At 56.5% G+C, this 15,734-nt stretch carries 12 protein-coding genes and 1 other annotated feature; of the genes, 2 read left to right on the forward strand and 10 right to left on the reverse strand.

The features are described 5' to 3' along the window. Positions 1-68: 68 nt before the first annotated feature. The 7 genes from ACI48J_RS14930 to ileS form a co-directional block, all read right to left on the reverse strand. The gene (locus ACI48J_RS14930; RefSeq protein WP_405083237.1) at positions 69-821 is read right to left on the reverse strand and encodes a sensor histidine kinase; all 753 of its coding nucleotides are present in this window, start codon (positions 819-821) and stop codon (positions 69-71) included. Then, entirely contained in the window at positions 709-1,098 is a 390-nt protein-coding gene (locus ACI48J_RS14935; protein ID WP_405078984.1) for a response regulator, read from the reverse strand. Before ACI48J_RS14935 ends, ACI48J_RS14930 begins: the two co-directional genes overlap by 113 nt. A 240-nt stretch (positions 1,099-1,338) precedes the next feature. After that, positions 1,339-2,580, reverse strand: a complete 1,242-nt coding sequence (locus ACI48J_RS14940; protein WP_405078985.1) for an MFS transporter — start codon at positions 2,578-2,580, stop codon at positions 1,339-1,341. A 46-nt stretch (positions 2,581-2,626) separates the two neighbouring features. Further along, complete coding sequence (locus ACI48J_RS14945; RefSeq protein WP_405078986.1) at positions 2,627-3,190, reverse strand: NADPH-dependent FMN reductase; 564 nt, start codon at positions 3,188-3,190, stop codon at positions 2,627-2,629. A gap of 207 nt (positions 3,191-3,397) precedes the next feature. Then, the gene (locus ACI48J_RS14950; RefSeq protein WP_405078987.1) at positions 3,398-4,048 is read right to left on the reverse strand and encodes a response regulator; all 651 of its coding nucleotides are present in this window, start codon (positions 4,046-4,048) and stop codon (positions 3,398-3,400) included. Continuing rightward, positions 4,045-5,238 carry a GAF domain-containing sensor histidine kinase gene (locus ACI48J_RS14955; RefSeq protein WP_405078988.1) on the reverse strand — a complete coding sequence of 398 codons (1,194 nt, stop codon included), beginning with the start codon at positions 5,236-5,238 and terminating at the stop codon, positions 4,045-4,047. Before ACI48J_RS14955 ends, ACI48J_RS14950 begins: the two co-directional genes overlap by 4 nt. Before the next feature lie 137 nt (positions 5,239-5,375). Next, positions 5,376-8,456, reverse strand: coding sequence for an isoleucine--tRNA ligase (ileS, locus tag ACI48J_RS14960; protein WP_405078989.1), 3,081 nt, complete (start codon positions 8,454-8,456; stop codon positions 5,376-5,378). A 55-nt stretch (positions 8,457-8,511) separates the two neighbouring features. Continuing rightward, positions 8,512-8,768, reverse strand: a binding site (T-box leader). Between the two features lie 206 nt (positions 8,769-8,974). Between ileS and ACI48J_RS14965 the strand changes: the two genes are divergently transcribed. Beyond that, on the forward strand, positions 8,975-9,730 hold the full coding sequence (locus ACI48J_RS14965; RefSeq protein WP_405078991.1) for an arylamine N-acetyltransferase: 756 nt from the start codon (positions 8,975-8,977) through the stop codon (positions 9,728-9,730). A gap of 301 nt (positions 9,731-10,031) precedes the next feature. On the opposite strand, the gene ACI48J_RS14970 is transcribed toward ACI48J_RS14965, so the two are convergent. Next, a complete protein-coding gene (locus ACI48J_RS14970; protein WP_405078993.1) occupies positions 10,032-10,577 on the reverse strand; it encodes a flavodoxin family protein in 546 nt (181 codons plus the stop codon). A 214-nt stretch (positions 10,578-10,791) separates the two neighbouring features. Between ACI48J_RS14970 and ACI48J_RS14975 the strand changes: the two genes are divergently transcribed. Further along, complete coding sequence (locus ACI48J_RS14975; protein WP_405078994.1) at positions 10,792-11,742, forward strand: LysR family transcriptional regulator; 951 nt, start codon at positions 10,792-10,794, stop codon at positions 11,740-11,742. Here ACI48J_RS14975 and ACI48J_RS14980 read toward each other — a convergent pair. Then, entirely contained in the window at positions 11,732-12,874 is a 1,143-nt protein-coding gene (locus ACI48J_RS14980; RefSeq protein ID WP_405078996.1) for a glycerate kinase, read from the reverse strand. The two genes, ACI48J_RS14975 and ACI48J_RS14980, sit on opposite strands and share 11 nt — an antisense overlap. 282 nt (positions 12,875-13,156) lie before the next feature. Then, positions 13,157-15,397: a 5'-nucleotidase C-terminal domain-containing protein gene (locus tag ACI48J_RS14985; RefSeq protein WP_405078997.1), complete on the reverse strand. Its 2,241-nt coding sequence runs from the start codon at positions 15,395-15,397 to the stop codon at positions 13,157-13,159. Between the last annotated feature and the right edge of the window lie 337 nt (positions 15,398-15,734).

Here is a 15,734-nt window from a genome sequence, read left to right on the forward strand (position 1 = left end):
TCCTTGGCACAAGCATAACGGGTGATTGTAACGAAAGCGGCTGCCGGATGTTGCGGAATTGTAAACATTTACGCGCTGTCCGGTTCCTTACCTTGAACGGCGGCAGCTTCCGCTGAATCGGCCGCCTCCAGCGTCACCTCGAAAACGGCTCCGGGGCAGCCGGGGAGAAGCTCGATCGTTCCTCCCTGCTTGTCCAGCAGCTGTCTGACGAGCGCAAGACCTAGCCCCGTGCCTCCCAACTCGCGGTACAATGCCTTATGAGCGGTCGAAAACGGTTCGAAAATGGCCGCTCTCCGATCTTCGGGAATGCCGATTCCCGTATCGCTTACCCGGATCTTCACCTTCCCGTTGTCCCGGCAGCCGGTTAACCGGATTTCGCCTCCCGGATGATTGAATTTGATCGCATTGTCCAGCAGATTGACGAATATGATCGTCAAATGTTCCCGGTCCCCGCGAACACAGACGTCGGAAATTTCCGTGTGGATGTGCAGGCCGAATTTACGGGCTTTTCCGTGCATGCGGCTCGCCAGTTCCTTCAGAAACGACTGAAGGCCGATGATCTGCTCATGGTCCTGAAACTCGTACAAATCCAGGGCGGCAAGCCGGAGTATGGTATCCACCATCTCCTGAAGCCGGGCCGTCTCTTTTACGAGGCTCGTTTTGGCCTGACCGGCCAGCTCCGCATCGTCCTTGTACAAGTCGATCAGATCAAGGTAAGCCCGGATAACCGTGAGCGGGGTTTTGAATTCGTGTGAAATGGCCCCGATGAATTCTTTCTGCTGCTTTTCCAGCCGGGTCAGCCTTTGAACGGTTTTTTCCAGTTGAAGTTGTTTCGTTTCCAGCGCAGCGAAGTTCCTCCGCCGTCAGCATAATGATGCCGAGCGAATCTGGATTTCTGATTTTGCGGCACACCTCGAAGCCGTTCATATCCGGCAGCATCAAATCCAGAATGAGGATCTGCGGTCCCCATTCTTCTATTTTCCGCAGCGCCTCTAGGCCTGAGAACGCCGTCTCTACGGCAAATCCTTCCCTTTTGCACGCATAAGAGAGAATGTCGACGATTTGACTTTCGTCATCGACAATTAATAGTTTGTTCATGAAAAACTCCTTTGTACGGGCGCACCCGGCGCGAAAAATTCGCTTCATGTATCTTACGTATCCTTCATTATATTTTAAAACAGCGCACATTTTGTTTCAAAAATGTAAACATCGCGCCCCCTCCCGGCTAAAACCGGCTCAACGCAAAAAAAACCGGCGCATTCGGCGCCGGTTTTCGAACACGGAAATCGGGCGCCTATTTGCTGCCGGTACGCTGCCTTCGTTCATCTTCGGACTTCCTCAACCGGTCATCGCATCGTCCGCAGTTTCTCCGCTCTCGCGTTCCCGGTTAAAAGAAGCATGCAGGACATAGAGAATGACGGACACCGCCGATGCGGCAGACGCAATCATCAGCACTGTTCTCACACCGCTGCGGTCATACAGTGTTCCAAGCGCATAGGGTCCAAGCAGTCTTCCAAGCAAGCTTACGGCCTGGACCACACCCAAATAAAACGGGGAGCTGCGTCCTGTTTTTTCCGTAATAAACGCCGGCATGGCGGGTGCAATCAGCATTTCTCCAAAGGTCGTCACGATCATGCCCGCGATCATCATCCGGTAGCTCTGCGAAACGAGAAGCAGCGAAAAGCCAGCGGCGTAGAGCATGGCACTTGCGGTCATCTGGGCAGGGAGGCTTCGGACCGCATGTTTTTTCAGCCAGCCCAGAAGAGGCTGTCCCGCGAAGATCAGAATGCCGTTGACGGTCCACAGGAAGCTGTACGAAGCCATTCCCCAATTTTGAGCGTCTATATGCGGAGCGATCCCGGAATTCCAGACGGAAGTCGAAAACCAGATGAACATCGAGCCTCCCGCCATAAACAAGTACAGCTTTACGTTCGATAGAAGCTGCCACGCGCTGCGGATAGCCTCTGCTTTCTCCTCGGGTGCTTCCCCGCCGGAAACCGGACCGCTAGATTTCGTTGTCATAAAAACAGAAAAGAACAGAGCGAAGGCAAGCGTCGACAAGCCGTTTACCAGAAAATTGACCGAAAAGCTGAACCAACTCGCCAGCAGCCCCGCAATGGAGGTGCCGATTGCCATGCCGATGTTGTTTCCGACATAAATGAGGTTGAAAAGCTCTCTCCGCCGTTCTTTCCAGCGGAATCCGACATACCCCTGAACGGCCGGCATAGAGACCGCATTCAGGAAACCGATTGCAGCCATCAGGGCCATGTAGGCATACCACCCGGATACCGGAATGAGAGCAAGCTGAGCCGCGCTTCCCGCCATCAAGGAGCCGACGACCAGCCGTTTCACGCCTAACCGGTCATAAAGGATACCTCCCGCGATTTGCCCGGCGACCGAAGCGAGAGACTGGATAAGGAGCACCAGTCCCGCCTCGCCGAAGGAGCGTCCCAGTACGTTATGAACGTACAGGGTTGTGAGCGGCCACATAAAAGAGCTGCCCAGCGAATTGATAAAGCTTGCAAACAGAAAGAACCAGGACTCTTTCGGATACTGTCTGAGGGCCGCAAAATAGCTCATGGCCGCACCTTCTTTCCTTCGCTTGCCACTCTGATACCCTTGAGCGTTATTCCCCGTAAGGCCGGTGAATCAGTCCGGTAAGCTTGACGAACGATTCCAGCACGCGGGCAATGCGCTCCTCCAGGTCGTGAAACGAACCCGCTTCCGATTCGTCCAGATAATCCTCAAACCGGCGGCGCTGGGAACCTCCGATGGAGATCCATTCCGGCGAGTTGATTCCGTGGAGGTTTCGGACAATGGCCTGCATTTGCCCGAGCGAGCTCACGCCAACGGCTCCTCCCGCCGAGCTGATGCTGAGCACCGGCTTGCCGCTGAAATGCTCCTGGCTCAAATGATCCAGCGCGTTTTTCAGAACACCTGACATGCCGCCGTGATATTCCGGCGAAGCGAGGATAAGCCCTTCCGCTTCCTTCGCGGATGTGCCGAGTCTCGCAAGCCCTTCATGACCGGAATAACTTTCTCCGGGAGAATAAAACGGTACGGGGTGCTGATACAGATCGATCAAGTCGACGGAATGCCCTCTTTCCTCAAGCAGGTGCTGAAGATATTCGCACAACTTCGTGCTCGTCGCTCCTTGGCGGTTGCTTCCTGCGATAAACGTAAATTTCATTCGTCATCATCCTTCCGATTGAGTTGTTTGATCTGCTCTAATCGTACCGCAGCAGCCTTTGGGAGACGTCGGCGGCGAGAATGATTTTCAACGCAAAAAACGTCCAGCCAACGGCTGAACGCTCTTGTTTTTTTCTACGACTTAAGTCTGAGAAACCGCTTGGACGGTATTTCTTCTGCTGCATGCATTCCGATGCTGCCTTGCTTTTCAGCCCAGCCCGTGCTTAACGGCTAAAATGGCGGCTTGCGTGCGATCGGCAAGCCCTAGCTTGTCGAGCACGTGGCTGACGTGCGTCTTGACCGTTTTCTCCGAGATGAACAAAGCCTCCCCGATTTCTTTGTTGCTCATGCCGGAGGCGATCAGCTTCAGAACCTGGGCCTCCCGCTTCGTCAATTCCTCCAGAGGCGATGCCGCTCCGGCTGCCTGCACTTCCTCTGCGAACGCGATGGAGTTCATCAGCTTGCCGGCCGCTTCGGGATGAAGCTCCACCTGGCCCGCATGCACACGCCGGATGGCCCGCACAAGCTCATCCGGCTCGATGTCCTTGAGCAGGTAGCCTCTCGCCCCCGCCCGCACGGCGGGAAGTACGTGGTCCTGATCCGAAAAGGAGGTCAGAACGATCACTTTGACGCGAGGATGGTCACGCTTGATGATTTCCGCCGCCTCGATCCCGTTCAGTCCCGGCATGTTCAGATCCATCAGAACGACATCCGGCGACAACGAGGCAATCATCTCCAGCGCCTGCCTCCCGTCCGAAGCTTCTCCCGCCAGCTCCAGATCCGGCTGGGTGGCCAAGAACATCTGGAGCCCTTTACGCACGACGGCATGGTCATCCGCCAGCAGGATCCTGACTTTCATGAATTCTCACCTCTGTCCGCGTGTGTATAAAACAACGGAATCGCCGCAGCGATGCTCGTCCCTTTCTCCGGCTCTGTCGCGATGCTCAAACGGCCGCCCAGCGATTCCGCCCGTTCCTTCATCGTAATCAGCCCGAAGGAGGTTCCGGCAGCGGTTCCCGCTTCCTCGTCCGCTTGTTCTTCCGAAATAGCTGCCGTGCGCTTCATGCCGGACCCCCGGTCATGAATGCGGAGAACCGCTTCCGCATCTCCCTGTTCCAGAGAGATGACGGCTTCTTTCGTCCCCGCATGTTTAACGATATTATTCAACGCTTCCTGACCGATTCTCCAGAGCGCCTCCTCAACAGGACGCGGCAGCTCGCGGACTCCGCGCACGTCAGCCTGAACTTTCAGCCCCAGTTTTTCTCCGTAACGCTTCAGGGAAGAAACGAGCCCGTCCTCCAGCCCTGCGGGCCGAAGCTGCATGATGAGCGCCCTCATCTCTTTCAACGAGGACTGGGCGAGCTGCTGCATATCGCGCACGGCTGCGATAGCGGGTTCGCTTTGCCCGCCTCCGATCATCGATTCGGCGGCTCTGGCCGTCATCGACAGGGAAAACAGCATCTGGCACACGGAATCGTGAAGATCCCGCGCCAGCCGGTTGCGTTCTTCCAGCCGCGCCAGCTCGCGGTGATATTGTTCGAGCCGCATCCGTTCCACCGCGCTGCCGATCTGGAAAGCGACCGCCTGAAAAAGTGCCAGCTCCTCGTCGCCGAACCGCTCTTTACCAGGTGCCGCTACATTCAGCACGCCGAACCTGCGGCTGCCCGAGCGCAGCGGAACGGTCGCATGGTGCGTGATGCCGCGCGTATCGCCGGTTCCCTGCTTCCTCGCGGTTTCAAGCCGCTTGCAGCTGAGTATGTTGACGGCGTTCTTGAGCCGCCCGTCCCAATACCGCTCCAGGCACCAGCAGCCGCCGCATTTCATCGGCTCCTTGTCTGCCTGCTCAAGAGCGGGCGGAAGCTGCCGGTCCGCCGCAAAAACATACTCCGGCCCATCCCCGGAGAGGAAGATCCAAGCCGCTGAAAAACCCGTCAGCTCCAGCAGCTTTTCCAGCACCGTCCCCAGCATGGGAGCAAGCTCGTTGGACTGGTTCAGCGTTTCCGCAATCGTTTTCAAAATAACAAGCTCTTGCATCCGGGGTTCCGTCATCGCCTTAACTCCTTCACGTTCCGTATCCTTCTATCATACCGCACCCGTACAGAAAAATCAGGTCCCTCCGCTTCGCGGAAGAACCTGATTCCTGATCCTGCGAGCCCCTTCGGGCGCAGCCGGCTCGTTATCTTCGTTTATTCTACCCGCATCCGGAGGGTGAACTCACCGAGGGCGACTTCCTCCATACCTTCCGCGTTCTCGTAACGGATGGCGCTGACCAGCACGTTATCGCGAAGTACCTGTTCATACCGCAGCAGGGCCTCTTTAAGCTGCGGATCCGCATCCAACACAAGGGTGATGCGCCGGTCAATCGGCAGATCCAGCTTTTTACGGTAATCCTGAACGGCGCGGACGACCTCGCGGACAGCCCCTTCCTGCTTGAGCGCTTCGGTCACTTCCGTATTCAGGGCGACGGTAAGGCCGTAGCCGGATGCGGAAGCAAACCCCTGCTTCGCCGTTTTTTCGACGAGCAGCTCATCCAGCGTCAGGTGCACGCTTTCCCCCTGCACCTCCGTATCCAAAGCACCCCGGCCGACCGCTGCGGCAGCCGCTTCAGGAGAAAGATTTTTCAAATAACCTTGCAGGGGACCGACCAATTTGCCGTATTTTTTGCCGGCCGCTTTCAGGTTCAGCTTCAAAGCAAACTGGACGAAACCGGCATCGCTTTGCTCCAGACGAACTTGCTTCACATTGATTTCCTCTTGGATGATCGCTTCAAAACGGTCAAGCGCGAACTCGCGATCAAGCGAAATCAGTAGCTCCGACAACGGCTGGCGGGTCTTAATCGCCGTTTCGTTGCGGATGCTGCGGGCCAGCTCGACGATCTGCCGAGCCGTCTCCATCTCTTTTTCCAGAGCGGTATCGACGGCGGCTTCGTCCGCTTTAGGATAGTCGGCCAGATGCACGCTGCCTTTCCCTCCCAGATTGCCGTATACGTCTTCGGCGATCAGCGGAGCGTACGGCGCGATCATCCGCGCCAGTGTGAGCAGAACTTCGTGGAGCGTCTGATACGCCTCCACTTTGTCTTCCGGCATGCCGCTTCCCCAGAAACGGTCCCGCGAGCGCCGGATATACCAATTGCTCAGCTCATCCACGAACACCTCGATCTGCTTCGCCGGATTAAGGAAGTCGTTCGTGTCCAGTCCTTTGACGACACTTGCGAGCGTGCTGTTCAGCCGCGACAAAACCCAGCGGTCCAGCTCATTGCGCGGCGGTTTCCGCTCGAACGAGCCCGGATCAAAGCCGTCGATTTCGGCATACAAGGCAAAAAACGCATGCGTATTGTGAATCGTATCGACGATCTTCGATTTTGCTTCCGCGACGATCTGCTTGGAGAAACGTTTGCTGTTCCAGGGGGCACTGTCCGACAGAAGCGCCCAGCGGAACGCATCCGTCCCGAACTCTTCGATAATGTTCCACGGGTCGAGGACATTCCCCTTGCTCTTGGACATTTTCAGCCCGTTCTCATCCAGCACATGCCCCGTTGAAATGACTGCCTTGTACGGCGCCCGGCCGTTATACAGCGTCGAAACCGCCAGCAGGCTGAAAAACCATCCGCGCGTCTGGTCGATGCCTTCGCAGATCATATCGGCAGGATACTGCTCGTTGAACGTCTTCTCGTCTCCGAACGGATGGTGATACTGGGCGAACGGCATGGAGCCGCTGTCGAACCAGACGTCGATCACTTCCGGCGTTCTCTCCATCACCCCGCCGCACGAACAGCGAAGCTTGACGTCATCCACGTACGGCTTATGAAGCTCAAGACTCTCATCCACGGGATCGACGGCACGATCGCGCAGCTCCCGGTGGCTTCCCGGAGCAAATTCCTCTCCGCAATCCCCGCAGACCCATACGTTAAGGGGTGTGCCCCAGTACCGGTTGCGGCTGATGTTCCAGTCCACCAGCTCCTCCAGGAATTTTCCGAAACGGCCTTCCCGGAGATGGCCCGGATACCAGCTCACTTCGTTGTTGTTCGCGATAAGCTGCTCTTTGACTGCCGTCGTCCGGATAAACCAACTTTCCATCGCGTAATACAGCAGCGGCGACTTGCAGCGCCAGCAGAACGGATAGCTGTGCTCGTAGCGTTCTTTGGAGAAGAGCAGACCGCGTTCGGACAGCTTTTTCACGATATCCACGTCGCAATCTTTCACAAAACGGCCCGCGAAATCGGTAATTTCCGCAGCGTAGGTGCCATCCTGCTTCACGACATGGACGAAATCGATCCCATGCTCGCGTGTAGTGCGGTAATCGTCTTCCCCGTGCGCGGGCGCGATATGCACGATTCCCGTTCCGCTCGAGTCGCTGACATAATCGGCGTCTACGACCAGATGGCCTTTGTTCAGCTTCAAATAGCCGAAAGGCGGCTCATATGCGGTACCGACGAACTCGGCCCCTTTATGCACGGAGAGGACCTCCGCTTCGCCTCCGAACACCTTCTCGGCGAGATTCTGCGCCGTCACGTACACGTCTCCGTTATGCTTCACTTTGACATAATCGAGATCTTTGTTGACCGCCAGCGCCACGTTCGCCGGAAGCGTCCAGGGGGTCGTCGTCCATGCGAGAAAATATTCGTCAGCGGCCTTGCTCTTGAACTTGACCGTGGCACTCAGATCTTTGACGTCTTCGTAGCCCTGCGCCACTTCGTGCGAGCTTAGCGTCGTCTGACAGTCGGGGCAGTACGGGCTGACACGGTGGCCCTTGTACAGGAGCCCTTTCTTGTGGATGACCGACAGCACATGCCAGACGCTCTCGATGTAATCGTTCGTCAGCGTCACGTACGGATGCTCCATATCGGTCCAGTAAGCGATGGCCTCGGTCAGCTCGCGCCACTGCTTTTCATATTCGAACACGCTGTTCTTACACGTTTCCACAAACTTGGCGACGCCGTATTCCTCGATCTCCTGCTTGCCCGAAATGCCCAGCTGCTTCTCCACGCCCAGCTCGACCGGCAGTCCGTGCGTGTCCCAGCCGGCCTTGCGGACGACGCGGTAGCCCGACATCGTTTTGTAGCGGCCGATAAAATCTTTGATGACCCGGCCGAGCACATGCCCGATATGCGGCTTGCCGTTCGCCGTAGGCGGACCTTCATAGAAGACGAAGTTCGGCTTGCCTTCCCGGTTCTCGATCGACCGGCGGAACGTATCGTCCTCCCTCCACTGGTTCAGGACCCGCAGCTCCCGGGTTCTTGCTTTTTCTTTGACATCGACTTTGTTCATGTCCCGTCATCCCTTTCCGGCTTCGTTTCTTAAAACAACAAAAAAATCCCGCCCCGTAAGGGACGAGATTGTGTCTCGCGCTACCACCCTTGTTCCGCCAAAGCCTTGTGGATAAAAGCTATGCGGCACCTCATCTGCGTACGATCATACGCGTCCCTTGTAACGGCGGGATCCCGGGTCAGCTTACTAGCCTGCTTCAGCTTTCCTTCTCGGAGAGGATTTTCTGCTCATTCTTGTCCATTGGCTTTCAGCGCGGGGCCAACTCTCTGGGGAACAAGGGATCAGCGTACTCGTTCTCGTCAATGAATTTCTCGGGTTCATTTTCAGATATTCCATTTTTACAGCATTTTCGGTAAAATGTCAACCCGCGTTTGTCCTTCGGCGCTGCGGCGGTAATTTCGCTGCCCCGCTCTTTTTTTACCCGGCTTCCCTATCCGGCACTTGTATGACTTTCCGTAAGAAGGTAGTCTGGAATAGAAAAATGAATCGGACTTCTATATGGATGGGTTGGTGCTTGCATGAATGTCGAGGCTTATTTGAAAAGAATGGACACAAGCCGTCCCGTCAAGCCGGATCTGGCTGCCCTGAAGGAGCTTCAGCGTCAGCATTTGCTGCACGTGCCTTTTGAAAATCTGGACGTAATCCGTCAAGTACCGATCACGCTGGACATCGCTTCCTTTTATGAAAAGGTAATCGGGCGCCGCCGGGGCGGCTTCTGCTACGAACTCAACGGGCTTTTCAGCACCCTTCTCAAGGAGCTTGGTTTCACGGTGCGCCTGATTGCGGCTACAGTTGCCAAGCCGGACGGAACTTGGGGGATGAACGAAAGCCATGCGGCCATTCTGGCGGAACTGGACCGATCCTATCTGGTCGACGTCGGCTTCGGCGACTCCGCCCGCACCCCGGTTCCGCTGGACGGGACACCGGTGGAGGATGTAAGCGGCGTATACCGGGCCGCGAAAGTGCCGGAAGCGGACGGCCTGTACGATCTCCAGCGGGCCGGCGAGGATGAGGGCTGGAACGCGCTGTACCGCTTCTCGACAGCGCCCCGCTCCCTGGGGAGCTTTGCGGAAGCGTGCACGTTCAACCAGACGTCCCCCGAGTCCCATTTTACGCGGAAGCTGCTTGCGACTAAAGCGACTGCGACGGGACGGGTGACGATTTCGGGCGACCAGCTGATCGAGACGGACGGCGACGTCAAGAGCAGACAGCCGCTGGCCCCGGAGGAGCTGGAAAAGACGCTGATCAGCCGCCTGGACCTGTCCGTCCGATAGACGAAAAACAGGTCTGCGCGCATAGAACGGACCGGCTTTTGGCGCGGCTTACCGTAAGGGCGATAGTTCGGCGTCATGGTTGTGTGGCGCTTCAATACTGAAGATGCCGGGTGTCCGCATAAAACGGACACCGTTTTTCCGGCGTTTGCCGCAGCGGTGATTTCTTTCGATTTGCAGCAGCGCTTGGAACGCGAAAAACCGGTATGCTCGCAACAGAGCATACCGGTTCCGGCGCTCTTCCGGACCGGCTTCTTCCTGCCGGCGTTCCCCAGCTGCGCTTTGAAGGCGTGCCGCTTCTTTGTTAAAGCGCCGCAAGCTTGTTTCTCAGCCGCTCCGCCGCAAACATTCCTTCCGCGTCGTGCAGGACATCGCCCGGTTTATTCCCTTTGCCGAGGATATAGCCTTCGAAACGGATGCCCATAAAGTCGAAAATATACTGAAACTGCTGAATCATCGGCAGTCCCTTGATTTCCGGCAGATCGCCTCCGACGGCAATGACGTAAGCCTTTTTGGCGGCCATCGTTTTTTTGAAATCCGGGTAGTCCCCGTCCCTCATCATCTGCGACCAGCGGTCCACGAAGTTTTTCATGATTCCCGACATGCTGTACCAGTACACCGGTGTCGCAAAAATAAGAACGTCCGCGGAAAGTACCCGGTCGATCACTTCTTTATAATCGTCGTTCATCTCCGGAAACCCCTCTTCCGCATGACGCCCGTCGATAATCGCCCGGATTGTGTAGGTGTTAAGCTGAATCCGGTCGACTGTCAAACCTTTGACGGCTTCCTCCGTCAGCTGCTCCGTATTTCCATCGGGACGTGTTCCCCCGTAAATGACTGCGATTGACATGGCTGCGTTCACTCCTCGGTTCGATAAGTCGGCAGGCTCGTGCCCGTCCGCAGTGCGGGCGGGGGATGCCTCGTTCACTTCATTTCACGATTCGTTCTAGTGTTTCAAGTCTTGCCGGACACTACCCTCTCATTTTACAATAAAGAGAACGATCACCAAAGACGATTATTTCGATATTATCAATCAACTTTTTCGATGAAAGAGAGAAGCAGTAATGGAAACCAAACAACTTCTGACGTTTAAAACCGCAGCCGAAAACCTGAATTTTACCCAGACGGCCCGGATGCTAAATTTTGCCCAATCCAGTGTGACCGCGCAAATCAAAGCGCTGGAATCCGAGCTTGGAGCCCCCTTATTCGAACGGCTCGGCAAACGGCTCGTTTTAACGGAGGCTGGGCGCCAGTTTAAATTGTACGCCGACAAAATCATTACCCTGACGGAAGAAGCCAAACAGGCCGTCCGCGGGGACGAAGAACAGGCCGGAACGCTAGTGATAGGCGCCCAGGAAAGCCAGTGCACGTACCGTCTTCCCGCTTTGCTCAAAGAATTTAAAGCCCGCTTTCCGAACGTGAAGCTCGTGTTCCGGCCTTCGAATTCGGATGCTCATGCCAGGGAGCAGCTGCTGGAAGGCGTTCTGGACATCGCCTTTATCATGGACAGCTGCAAGCCGCGGGAAGCGCTGCATATCGAAACGCTGATCCGGGAGGAGCTCAAAATCGTCTCCTCGCCCGATCATCCGCTCGCGGACGCGGAGAACCTGACGCCGAAGGATCTGGTGCAAGAAACGTTCCTGCTGACGGAAGCCGGCTGTTCCTACCGGACCATCCTGGAGCGGTCCTTCGGCTCCGTATCCGTCTATCCGCTAAACAAATTCGAGTTTGCCAGCATCGAAGCTATCAAGCAGTGCGTCATGTCCGGCCTCGGAATCGCTTTTTTGCCCGGTATGGTTGTAGCGGCGGATCTGCGTGACGGCAAGCTCGCCGAGCTGGACTGGAAAGCGCCTGAGGAGGCGCTGTTTACCCAGATCGCCTGGCACAAGGACAAATGGATGACGCCGCCGCTGCTGGCCTTTATCGAGCTGACGCGGAAGGTTTTCCTTGCCGGTGAGATGGCTCCGGAGTACAAACCGGAAGCGAAGGCGGCGGAAGAAACGCTCACTTCCTGACGGCGAAAACGCGCATGACCTGCTCGGCCGTCTGTTCCAGCAGCTCCGGAGTGCGGCGCATCGCCTCATCGAGGGACATCGGCCCGCTTACGAGGCTGAACACGGCCGTGACTCCCTGCCCGTAAAGCTCCCCGATCCCTTCGCCCACAGAACCGGCCAGCACCACGGCAGGCACGCCGTGCTTCGCGGCCAGCCCGGCGACTCCGGCCGGCGTCTTGCCCCTTGCCGTCTGGGCATCTGTGCGGCCTTCTCCGGTGAGGACCAGATCGGCTTCCTTGACCGCCGCCTCCAGTCCCGTAACCGCGGAGACGACCGAGAAGCCCGATTCCAGCCTGGCATTCAAGAAAGCGAGAATGCCGCCGGCCAAACCGCCCGCCGCTCCCGTTCCGGGCAGCCCGTGCAGGGCTGTGCCGGTAGTCTCCCGGATCACATCCGCAAAGCGGGCAAGGTTGTTCTCCAGCCGGTCGACCATGTCCGGCGCCGCTCCCTTCTGGGGCCCGAAAACGGCGGATGCGCCGTGAGGGCCCGTGAAAGGGTTGGTCACGTCGCACGCCAGCGTAAAGGTGCAGCGGGCCAGCCGCGTGTCGAGGCCGTCCGCGGATATACCTGCGACCTCGCCCAGCGCCCCTCCGCCTGCTCCGTCCGCGAGAGGCCTGCCTCCGCTGTCGAGCAGCTGCGCGCCCAGGGCCTGGAGCATCCCCGCTCCCCCGTCGTTGGTGGCGCTTCCGCCCAGGCCGAGTACAAAGTGGCGGCATCCTTCATCCAGCGCGGCCGCAATCAGCTGCCCGAATCCGTACGTGGACGTCAGCAGCGGGTTCCGTTCGGATTCTTCCAGCAAATAGAGCCCCGACGACTTGGCCATCTCGATGATCCCGGTCGTGCCGTCACCGAGAATGCCGAAGACGGCGGATATGTCCCGGCCCAGCGGATCCTTCACGACCGTTTGAACGATCCGTCCGTTCGTGCCTTCGATCAGACATTCCAGGGTCCCTTCGCCGCCGTCCGCCATCGGAATAACGGAGGTCGCGAAGTTCCCGATGCCTGCCCGGCGGACGCCTCTTTCGATGGCAAGCCCCGCTTCCTTGGAGGACAGGCTGCCTTTATAGGAATCCGGCGCAATGACGATTTTCAAGGGAATTCGCTCCTTTTCCTTGTAGTGGCTGCCGCGCTCTCTTGCCTGTATCGGCCGCAGCGCAATCTCCTACCGAAAATTGTTGCATGTCCGGCCCGGCTTCGTCAATTACTCCAACCGCGTCGTACTCTGCGGCAAAAGGAGGTGTGCGCGAAGTCCGAACAGGTTATGAATGTAAGTGTACAGGTTAGAGTGAGCTCAAAGTCTAGCGCAGCATGCAAAGCAGGCCATAAAAAAACAGCCCGGCCTAGAGGCCGGACTGCTGTTTGCACCTGATTTTCGTTACGGAAGCATTTTCACATACTCGCCGTAAACGTAAGCGACGCTTCCTTTATAGGATACTTTCACCCAGCCGTAGCTGGTGCCGAGCACTTCCAGAATCGTCCCTTTCGGTACGGCGGTAATGATTTTCGCTGTCGCGGAAGCCTTGGTCCGCACATTCAGGAAGTAGGACGTTACTTGCGCCTGCTTTTTAACGGCCGGCTGCGGTTTTGGTTCCGGTTTTGGTTCCGGTTTCGGTTCCGGCTTCGGCTGAGGCACGGTCGGTTCTCCGCTGCCGTTTCCGGCCGCTTTAATCGCCGCGTTCAGCTTGCGGTAAAATTCGCCTTTGGTCTGAACGCCGTCGAACAAGCTTCCGTTCACCTTGGCTTTTCCGGCAAGAGCGGCGATTTCTTCTTTCGTGACGGCGTCCAGGATATTGATGGACTCCACGTTTGTGTACTTGCCGTCTTCCGTCTTCGGTACCGACAAGATACCCGAATTGATCAGCTCGACCACATCGGCCCGCTCGGGGGAAGTCGTGTCCACGCCGATAATTTTCCAGTTGTTCTGAACTTGCGGCTCATAGACGCCGTTCTTCACTTCTTTCAGATAAGCGATCGCGCGGCTGCGGATCGTTCCGCCCATCTCACCGAAGGCTGACGCGTCTTTCGACGACCAGAGCTGCTCGAACTTGCGGCCTTCCAGAGCGCCGCCTTTCGCTTTCAGCGCGTCCATCCGGTAAGCGTTCATACCCAGCTTCAAGCTGTCTTCCGGCCGGATGGCAGTGCCGTCCATTTTGCGCAAATTCGTAATGCGGCTGCCGTAAGGCTTCGTCAAATCAATGTCATACTTGACCCCGCCGAAGAAATCGTTCGTACTGTATTTGGACGCACGGCGTTTTTTGTCGAAGCTGACGGTCACGTCGCCCGGACGGGTGGAATTGAAATATCCTACCGCCCATTCCATGTAATCCTTCACGTCTTTGCCCGTTACTTTATAGACCGTAATTTCGCCGAGGGCGAACTGGTAGTTGTACGCGATATCCTTCTTCTTGATCGGCCCGATATCCAAACGCGCCTTGTCGTTGTCGATCTGGTGCGCGACTACGTCAGCCTTGCTGTAATGAAGCATCACTTCACTGAAAAAGTCCGATAAAGGTGTCTCCTGGATTTGTACGCTCGGAATGCCTTCAATCTCGTTCTTCGGAACTAGGTTCATGCCTTTCAACTGGGCCACTTCGATATTGGCGTCCGCCCGCGCAAAGTCGTGAAACGGCTTCAGCGTTTTTTCCAGCTCGGGATCGGAAACGGCTGCAACCCCGCTTGCGTCTTTGACAGGGAGAGCGGCCGCCTTCTTGTCCTTAAGGACCATTTTACCGTCCTTCTCCGTGAAGGTCAGGTCGATCCGGGAGATATGCGTGCCGTACTTGTCCGGTTCGGCGATTAGAACACCGTTGACCGTCTCCGATTTGACCAGCTTATGCATATGACCGGCGAAAATCGCGGCCAGCTCCGGATTCGCATTGGCGACGTCCGCGACACCGGTTCCCGGTACGCCGTTCTCGTTCTCGATCCCCATGTGCATGAGGCCGATCATCACGTCGACTTTGCCTTCCAGCTCTTTTACGGCTTTCTTCGTCTCTTCCACCGGGTTTTTGAACTGGATTCCGTCCAGATGGTCGGTTCCCTTCTCGAATTCGGCTGTCATAGGGGTGTCCATCCCGATAATGCCGATTTTCACGCCCGCTTTTTCGATAATGGTATACGCCGGGAGAAATCTGTCCCCGTTGTCTTTGTAAATATTGCCGCCGAGCATTTGACCTTTGTACTGCGAAGTAATTTTTTTGAATACGTCCAGCCCGAAATTGAATTCATGGTTGCCCATAACCCAGGCATCGTAATTCATTTCGTTCATCGCGACCATCATCGGCGACTTCGGCTGGTCGTTGAACAGCTCCGCGGAGTTATCCTGAATCATGTCTCCCGCATCCACGAGAACCGTGTTCGGATTCTCCTGCCGCACTTTTTTGATCATGGTGAAAATCTGGGTCAGACTTCCGTTCGTATTGGGTCCGTCCAGCGCATAATCCCACGGCATGAATCGCCCGTGAATGTCCGACGTTCCCAGAATGGAAATCTCCGTGTCGGCCTTAGCCGGTTCAGCCGATTCAGCCGTTTCCGCCGCAGCCCGGCCGCTTGTGAAAACGGTTCCGAATAACAGCATGGCGGATACAGTCAGACTCACTGCTTTCTTTGCCTTCATGATGACTCTCCCCTTCGGTGGTGGTAAAGTTGGCGGCCGCTTCCGGTTTAGAAACAGCCTCTGCTTCCCGTAAAAGGCTATGCCAAAATTTGCTGCCTTTTTGAAACATAATGTCGATTTTACAACAGAAGCGGCGATTTGAATATGATTTTATATACGAAATCTTTACATTTGTTTTTCATAGTGTTTCAGGAGTGCCGAATTAACGGCAAAAAACCACAGAGCCCGGCAGCCCTGCGGTTTTCGTTGTGTAAATCGGCCTTGCGAATCGCTGTGCATACTTAATGCACGCCAAAACCCGCCCGGTCTTAGACAGCAGCTCGCTTGACGCCCGAAA

The organism is Paenibacillus chitinolyticus, assembly GCF_045038035.1.
GTDB lineage: Bacteria > Bacillota > Bacilli > Paenibacillales > NBRC-103111 > Paenibacillus_F > Paenibacillus_F chitinolyticus_A.

What these genes read in the sequence shown, in the direction of transcription:
- ACI48J_RS14965 (WP_405078991.1), top strand. Translation starts at nt 8,975, where the DNA reads ATGAATGTCGAGGCTTATTTGAAAAGAATGGACACAAGCCGTCCCGTC.
- ACI48J_RS14955 (WP_405078988.1), bottom strand. Translation starts at nt 5,238, where the DNA reads ATGACGGAACCCCGGATGCAAGAGCTTGTTATTTTGAAAACGATTGCG.
- ACI48J_RS14975 (WP_405078994.1), top strand. Translation starts at nt 10,792, where the DNA reads ATGGAAACCAAACAACTTCTGACGTTTAAAACCGCAGCCGAAAACCTG.
- ACI48J_RS14950 (WP_405078987.1), bottom strand. Translation starts at nt 4,048, where the DNA reads ATGAAAGTCAGGATCCTGCTGGCGGATGACCATGCCGTCGTGCGTAAA.
- ACI48J_RS14985 (WP_405078997.1), bottom strand. Translation starts at nt 15,397, where the DNA reads ATGAAGGCAAAGAAAGCAGTGAGTCTGACTGTATCCGCCATGCTGTTA.
- ACI48J_RS14935 (WP_405078984.1), bottom strand. Translation starts at nt 1,098, where the DNA reads ATGAACAAACTATTAATTGTCGATGACGAAAGTCAAATCGTCGACATT.
- ACI48J_RS14945 (WP_405078986.1), bottom strand. Translation starts at nt 3,190, where the DNA reads ATGAAATTTACGTTTATCGCAGGAAGCAACCGCCAAGGAGCGACGAGC.
- ACI48J_RS14970 (WP_405078993.1), bottom strand. Translation starts at nt 10,577, where the DNA reads ATGTCAATCGCAGTCATTTACGGGGGAACACGTCCCGATGGAAATACG.
- ACI48J_RS14940 (WP_405078985.1), bottom strand. Translation starts at nt 2,580, where the DNA reads ATGAGCTATTTTGCGGCCCTCAGACAGTATCCGAAAGAGTCCTGGTTC.
- ileS (WP_405078989.1), bottom strand. Translation starts at nt 8,456, where the DNA reads ATGAACAAAGTCGATGTCAAAGAAAAAGCAAGAACCCGGGAGCTGCGG.